This is a genomic window from Cryobacterium flavum, assembly GCF_900103805.1.
GTDB classification, from domain to species: domain Bacteria; phylum Actinomycetota; class Actinomycetes; order Actinomycetales; family Microbacteriaceae; genus Cryobacterium; species Cryobacterium flavum.
The window spans coordinates 1-5,924 of the sequence record NZ_FNIB01000030.1 but is presented as its reverse complement, the minus strand read 5'-3'; the positions used below and the strand labels follow the sequence as shown (position 1 = coordinate 5,924).

5 protein-coding genes and 3 pseudogenes are annotated in these 5,924 nt (G+C 58.6%); 6 read left to right on the top strand and 2 right to left on the bottom strand.

The genetic code is table 11. The features are described from left to right. Window positions 1–297 (top strand): annotated as a pseudogene (locus BLS91_RS20415) (IS110 family transposase); the annotation flags it as partial. Window positions 298–519: 222 nt separating this feature from the next. Here BLS91_RS20415 and BLS91_RS19230 read toward each other — a convergent pair. Next, window positions 520–741 carry a PLDc N-terminal domain-containing protein gene (locus BLS91_RS19230; protein ID WP_092342664.1) on the bottom strand — a complete coding sequence of 74 codons (222 nt, stop codon included), beginning with the start codon at window positions 739–741 and terminating at the stop codon, window positions 520–522. Window positions 742–948: 207 nt separating this feature from the next. On the opposite strand from BLS91_RS19230, the gene BLS91_RS19225 reads away from it, so the two are divergent. From BLS91_RS19225 to BLS91_RS19205, 5 genes and pseudogenes are all read left to right on the top strand, one after another. Continuing rightward, window positions 949–1,719, top strand: coding sequence for a hypothetical protein (locus BLS91_RS19225; protein WP_134505370.1), 771 nt, complete (start codon window positions 949–951; stop codon window positions 1,717–1,719). 230 nt (window positions 1,720–1,949) lie between these two features. After that, window positions 1,950–3,345 (top strand): annotated as a pseudogene (locus tag BLS91_RS19220) (IS1380 family transposase). A 184-nt stretch (window positions 3,346–3,529) separates the two neighbouring features. Beyond that, entirely contained in the window at window positions 3,530–3,916 is a 387-nt protein-coding gene (locus tag BLS91_RS19215; RefSeq protein WP_092342660.1) for a hypothetical protein, read from the top strand. Beyond that, window positions 3,913–4,479: an ATP-binding protein gene (locus BLS91_RS19210; protein ID WP_134505371.1), complete on the top strand. Its 567-nt coding sequence runs from the start codon at window positions 3,913–3,915 to the stop codon at window positions 4,477–4,479. Before BLS91_RS19215 ends, BLS91_RS19210 begins: the two co-directional genes overlap by 4 nt. A gap of 109 nt (window positions 4,480–4,588) precedes the next feature. Then, window positions 4,589–5,059 carry a hypothetical protein gene (locus BLS91_RS19205; protein WP_134505372.1) on the top strand — a complete coding sequence of 157 codons (471 nt, stop codon included), beginning with the start codon at window positions 4,589–4,591 and terminating at the stop codon, window positions 5,057–5,059. Between the two features lie 485 nt (window positions 5,060–5,544). Here the strand turns inward: BLS91_RS19205 and BLS91_RS20100 are convergent. Then, window positions 5,545–5,924 (bottom strand): annotated as a pseudogene (locus BLS91_RS20100) (hypothetical protein); the annotation flags it as partial.

The window sequence follows — 5,924 nt, the reverse complement described above, 5'->3', positions numbered from 1 at the left end:
TACGTGGCCAGAAAGCGCTCCGAGGGAAGAACACCCAGGCATATCCTTCGCTGCCTCAAACGCTTCATCGCAAGGGAAATCTACCGTATCCTGACCGATCCACATCCGATCACTTCAGTCGAAGACCTCCGACCGAAACGAGTCGCCCTGGGCATGTCCATGCAGGTCACCGCCAATCACTGCGGCGTTGCTCAGGGCACCATCTCCCGCCTCGAACGCGGCATCAATGTCAACTACGACCTCGCCCGGCACTACCGCACCTGGCTAGACCAACAATCGGCCACAATTACCACTTGACATCAATAGGAGCATCAAAACGGCGGCATGAAACCCGGGACGGTTCACAACTTCCGGCACGAGCAACCCACGCCCACCTGACCAACCAGCCGACATCGGCACCAACCGGACAAAAAGGTGGAACACCCGGCAGCGAGGCCGGCTTTCAGCCGCGACCGAAATCGCGAAACCCGCTCAAATCAGAATCCGGTACCCGCCACAGGTCGGCCGGTGGATCGAGGCTTAGTGAGTTTGAAGCCCCGCTGACCGCGGTGTTCTAGCTCCGAAAATGAACCATGCCAGGACACCCAGAAACGGTATGAAGAACACGATTGCGCACCACGCTAATCGAGCCATTGGTGCGATTGGTGCACGACCGATTTCAAGAAAAGCCACGATTATGACGGTGATGAATCCAGCAATGGCGAGAATGCCTACAGCGAACTCCGGGGTCAGAAAATTCATGGTCGATCCCTCCGTTTCTTTGCTTCCATACTCCCAGCCCAGATCGAGAAGTCAACTTCTCACCCCTGAGCCAGGGCCCAACTTCGGCTTACCCTGATGGGTTGACCCACGCAACAAGCGTCCTTGCGCAGCTCAGAATCGTGTGAGTATGCTGGAAATCACGGCGCAAACATACATTACTGATGTGAACAACATGTAAGGGGAAAAATGATGTTAACGAAGTCATTGAAGGGAAGACGCGGAACAACAGCCGCATTGATAGTTGGATTTGTAGGAGCTGCAACAGTGCTTGGTGCTCCGGCGGCCATAGCAGACGAGCCAACACCCAGCGAATCACCGATTACGGTCACAGCAGCCGAGGACTTGGACAGCTGGATGGAGACGCTCGCGGTCCCGGCAGATGAGCGGGCCGCGCTACTCCTGAAGTTGGAAAACGGACAGCCTTGGGACTCCTTGAACCCATCGGCCACCTTTTCTACCGAAGAGATATCGCTAAGCGGTCTCCCGGTTGAGAAGCGCACGTATGCCGACGGCTCCGTTTCCGTTACCGGTGTGGCAGCGTCAGACTCATCAACCTCCATCGACGCCCTTATTGAGCCAAGTGCCCAGGGCGTTGCAGTTCCGTTCGCCAGCATCTCGGAGTGCGCCATCGCAGGCGCTGCCGGGGACACGATTTATAGCAATTGCTACGTTTTTCACGGTACGGGCATCGTCACCCTCAGCTTCCGGGCGGACTACATTACTGGCGGCGGCACGACCCCAGATTCGGTCTCGAACCCTTGGGACGAAGCTAACCTTCTAGTCGGCTATTCGCTGGCGGGAGAATCGCTGAGCATCACCCGCGCAGCTGAAACGTCTACTCTGCCTGCGGAAATTCGCTACCGTGTGCAAGGCACGCTCTTTGGTCCCTTCCCGACGACCATGGAAGTGAGCCTGCGCCTTCAGGTGAAGGATGGAATCGCGCAAGCGACGGTGTGAGGCGTAGGTCCGTATCTGCGGCTCGGTTAACTCCAGAGCGCTGGCGCGCCGCCAGATCTCCGGATGAACTCACGCACCAAGAGCCGACCATGTGAGGCGGTCAGTTTAGCCTCGATCCACCGATCGGGATTGGGATCTAACGGCGCGTTAAACCGAGAATACCTCTCGGTATCAGGGAAAATGTAGCTTGTCTAGAGCACAGTTTCAACGATTCGGGAGGCATCTCGTAGATGCAAGTTTCTCACACCACTGGCGCTGTTTCGGCCTCCTTTGACGACCCGAACTTGGTGTCGGCGGCAGGCCTAGTCCCAATCATGAAATTGGCCGCCACGGCAGACTTGCAGACCCTCACCGATCAGTGGCTCACGGTCCCGACCGACAAGGGAGCCAACGCCGGCCTCAAAGTCGCCTCGCTGGTCGGCGGCATGGTCGCCGGCGCAGACTCGATCGACGACATGCGATCCTCAGACACGGTGGCATGCGCAAAATCTTCACCGCCTGCTACGCCACCTCGACACTCGGATCGTTCCTGCGATCGTTCACGTTCGGGCATATCCGCCAGCTTGGTGCTGTCGCCTCCCGGTTCGTTCGCAACCTCGCCGCAGAAACACCACTGCTCACCCACGACAGCAGCACCGACGGCTACGTGTTCCTTGACGTGGACGACACGATCATCGAAGTCCACGGTTACCAAAAGCAAGGATCCGGCTACGGCTACTCCGGCGTGCGTGGTCTCAACGCCCTCCTGGCCACGGTCAGAACTGAGGAGTCCGCACCGATCATCATCGGACGAAGGCTGCGCCGCGGTGCCTGCGGTTCACCGCGCGGCGCCCGCCGAATGGTCAGCGACGGCCTCGCCACCATTAAACGCCTCCGCGGCCTCGAAAAAGCGCGCGTGCTCTTTCGCGCTGACTCCGCTTTCTACGGGCACGCCCCATCAGCGCCGCTCTCAAAGCCGGCGCCGACATCTCCGTGACGGCCCGGATGGACCCTGCCGTGAAGACAGCCATCGAGACGATTCCCGCCACGAGCTGGACCGCCATTGAATACACCAACGCGATCTATGACGCGGTCACGAAGACGTGGATTAGCAACGCGGAAGTCGCCGAAATTCCCTTTACGGCATTCAAATCGCGCAAGAAGAGCGAGCACCTCACTGGTCGTTTGGTCGTGCGACGAATTCCCGAACTGAACAAGAAAAACACTGACCAGCCCACCCTGTTCGACACGCACCGGTTCCACGCTTTTTTCACCACCAGCACCCTCGACACCGTCACCGCCGACAAAACCCATCGCGCCCACGCCGGAATCGAGCTCGTCAACGCCGACGTCAAGAACAGTGCCTTGGCTCACCTGCCCTCGGGGGTCTTCACGGCCAACGCCGCCTGGCTCGTCCTGGCAGTGATGGCCTTCAACCTCACCCGCGCCGCCGCGACGATCGCGGGCAACGGCCTCACCCGCGCCACCACCGCGACGATTCGTCGAAAATTGGTCAGCGTCCCCGCACGCCTCTCCACCTCAGCACGGCGCCTCACGCTGCATCTGCCCCAGGCATGGCCCTGGGAAAAACCGTGGGCCACGCTTTTCACACACAACTTCCGGCACGAGCAACCCACGCCCACCTGACCAACCAGCCGACATCGGAACCAACCGGACAAAAAAGTGGAACACCCGGCATCGAGGCCGGCTCTCAGCCGCGCCCGAAATCGCGAAACCCGCTCAAATCAGAATCCGGTACCCGCCACCGGTCGGCCGGTGGATCGAGGCTAAGCACTCGCTGTTGCTTTCTGGGGAGGATGCCCCTCGGGAGGTGTCAAGTGAGGCTGACCTGACGAAGCTGATCTCAGTCGAGAAACAGCGCATCACTGGAGACTCGGAGCTGATGGTGCGCCTCGGTGGCTTGGAGAAGGCGCTCAACGCAAACCAGGCCACGCGAGACTTCTTCAAATTTGTGTCCGATCGTCCGGAGCTGCTTGCGGAGTTCGATAACACCGATCGATTCAAGGAGAAGCTCTGGGTCTCTTATTTCAAAGTGCACGGCGAATTGTTCGCTGAGGCAGTGGATGCTCACAAGTCGTCCAAGGAGCGGCGGAAGAAGATTCTCGAAACTGCAGCGGCACTCAGTGGGAAACCGTCATTGAGCTGTTCAATGAACGGTTTGATGTGCCGTTCACGCTGGTGCCCCGGAACCGGGTGAAGGTCATGCTCGCCCAGGAGCCTTTCCTAACGATTGACTTTGACTTCATGGATGGCGGAGGGTCCACGCGGGTGGATCGAGAGCATCTTTTGCGGGTGCTCAGTACCGGCGAGAAGAAGACGCTTTACATCCTGAACATCCTTTTTGAGGTCGAGGCGAGGAAGAAGTCGGGGGAGCTAAGTCTCTTTGTTATCGATGACATCGCTGACTCTTTTGACTACAAGAATAAATACGCGATTATCCACTATTTGAAGGAGATGGCAGCGGAGACAAATTTCCGGATGGTCATCCTGACTCACAATTTCGATTTTCTCCGCACCATTTACGGCCGCGGTGTAGTGAGCTGGGGCGAGTGCTTCATGGCTGAAAAGAGTGCCGAGCGCGTCAAGTTCAGCAAGATGAGCGGGAATCTCATCAACAACCCTTTCGAGGGTGATCTCAAGAAAAAGATGTTCACCAGCGCCCTTGAACGAATTGCCTGTATTCCGTTCGCTCGGAACATCCTTGAATACAGTCGCGGGAGCAAAGATCCGGACTACCTTCATTTTGACCGCGCCTGTTGAACGTGCACCATTACCTCGCCATGCCGCAGGGTCGAGCGGTGTGATTGGAATTTTGGCGTTCATCGGTGGTCTGTTCAGCATTAATCCCACCGCGGTGCATGATGGGGGGATGCTTGACGTGTTGTGCACCGCCTCCGAGCTGGCAGAATACGGTGAAGTGCACGTTGTAGGGGATCGGCTGGAGCGACTCGCGGTCACGATCACCCCGAATTTCTACGGCACCGAGTTGGACGAAATCGAGTGGGTCTTCGATCGCTTCGCCCAGGTCGCGAGCGGTGGGCGCAAAACTGCAACGATCTCGGGGGTCATCGTCTCCATCGACGCGGTTTATGTCAGCTTGACCCGAAAATCGCGGGGCTGGGCGCCGGCCGGGGGAACAGCGACGCTGGAACGGCTGGAGACGACCGCCGCCACCCGTCGGCCGGAGCGCCGGATTGCGTGGGGGGCGGCATCCGCGCCGGATGAGCACGGTCACGCGAATCGAACGGGATACCCGGTATTCGAGGAGGGCGACGAGAGCTTCACAGGTTGGGTCATCACCCTTGCCGACGAACACGTTCGTCTCGCGGATGCTGTCTGACGGTCGATAAGGACGAATGCGCATCCTTCACCGGACAACCTCACCAAACCCTGGGTTTTACTGACCGTGCGAAGTGGGTTAAAACAAGCCAGCCTTGGGCTTTGGCATTGTTGACGAAACGTTGGTTCTCGTCCTTGTGTGCGGCGAGGGTCGCCGCGTCGTCCTTCCTCACCGTCTTTACCTTTGCAATAGTCGATTGCGCATCGAACCGCTCAAGCCGTGCGCTATCGGATCCGCTTACGGGCGTAACCGGGGGACATTCAGTGTTGCGAGAAGGCCACCACTTAGCGCTGCGATTCACAGCCCTCGGTGTACTGCTCAACACCTAGCCAGTATTCTGGGTCTTCTCCTTCCAGCCGGCATAATCGGAACCGGTCTCAGTCGGTGTAATAGCGAAGTTCCCGTAAGCCGGACGTCGAGCGCGGCAGATGTGGGGCAAAACACCTGGCGGCTGAGTGCGCCGACCTTGTGTCACAGGGGAACCCTTATCGGAACTGTTTGAGAGCTTCGTTGTACCGCTCGTGATCGTCACGGGTCTCATCCGTCACGAGGAGCGTGTGCTGTCCGATGACGCGCGTGTAAGAGCCTTGGCAAGGGATGGTGACAATTTTCGTCAGCCCGGCTTGCCAGGCGGGGATCAGCGCGCTGAGCGACAACCGTTCCGGATCATCCGCGAGGGAAGTCGGGCGACGCTGCGTGCGTGCTTGGAATTGTGATCGATTCCACGTCTTCTTTTTCTCCGTAAAGGCTTCGTCGCCGAAGGAGCTCTTCCAGGACGGCCCGACCATGTTGGCCAACAGGTTGGCGCGCTCGGGTGACCCGTCCAGAGTGTGCTGGAGCTGGTCGAAGATCGTGCTGTCTTCGA

Bases quoted from the DNA above. Each gene is read 5' to 3' on its own strand.
- BLS91_RS19230 (WP_092342664.1), bottom strand. From the start codon at position 741: ATGAATTTTCTGACCCCGGAGTTCGCTGTAGGCATTCTCGCCATTGCT.
- BLS91_RS19225 (WP_134505370.1), top strand. From the start codon at position 949: ATGATGTTAACGAAGTCATTGAAGGGAAGACGCGGAACAACAGCCGCA.
- BLS91_RS19205 (WP_134505372.1), top strand. From the start codon at position 4,589: ATGCTTGACGTGTTGTGCACCGCCTCCGAGCTGGCAGAATACGGTGAA.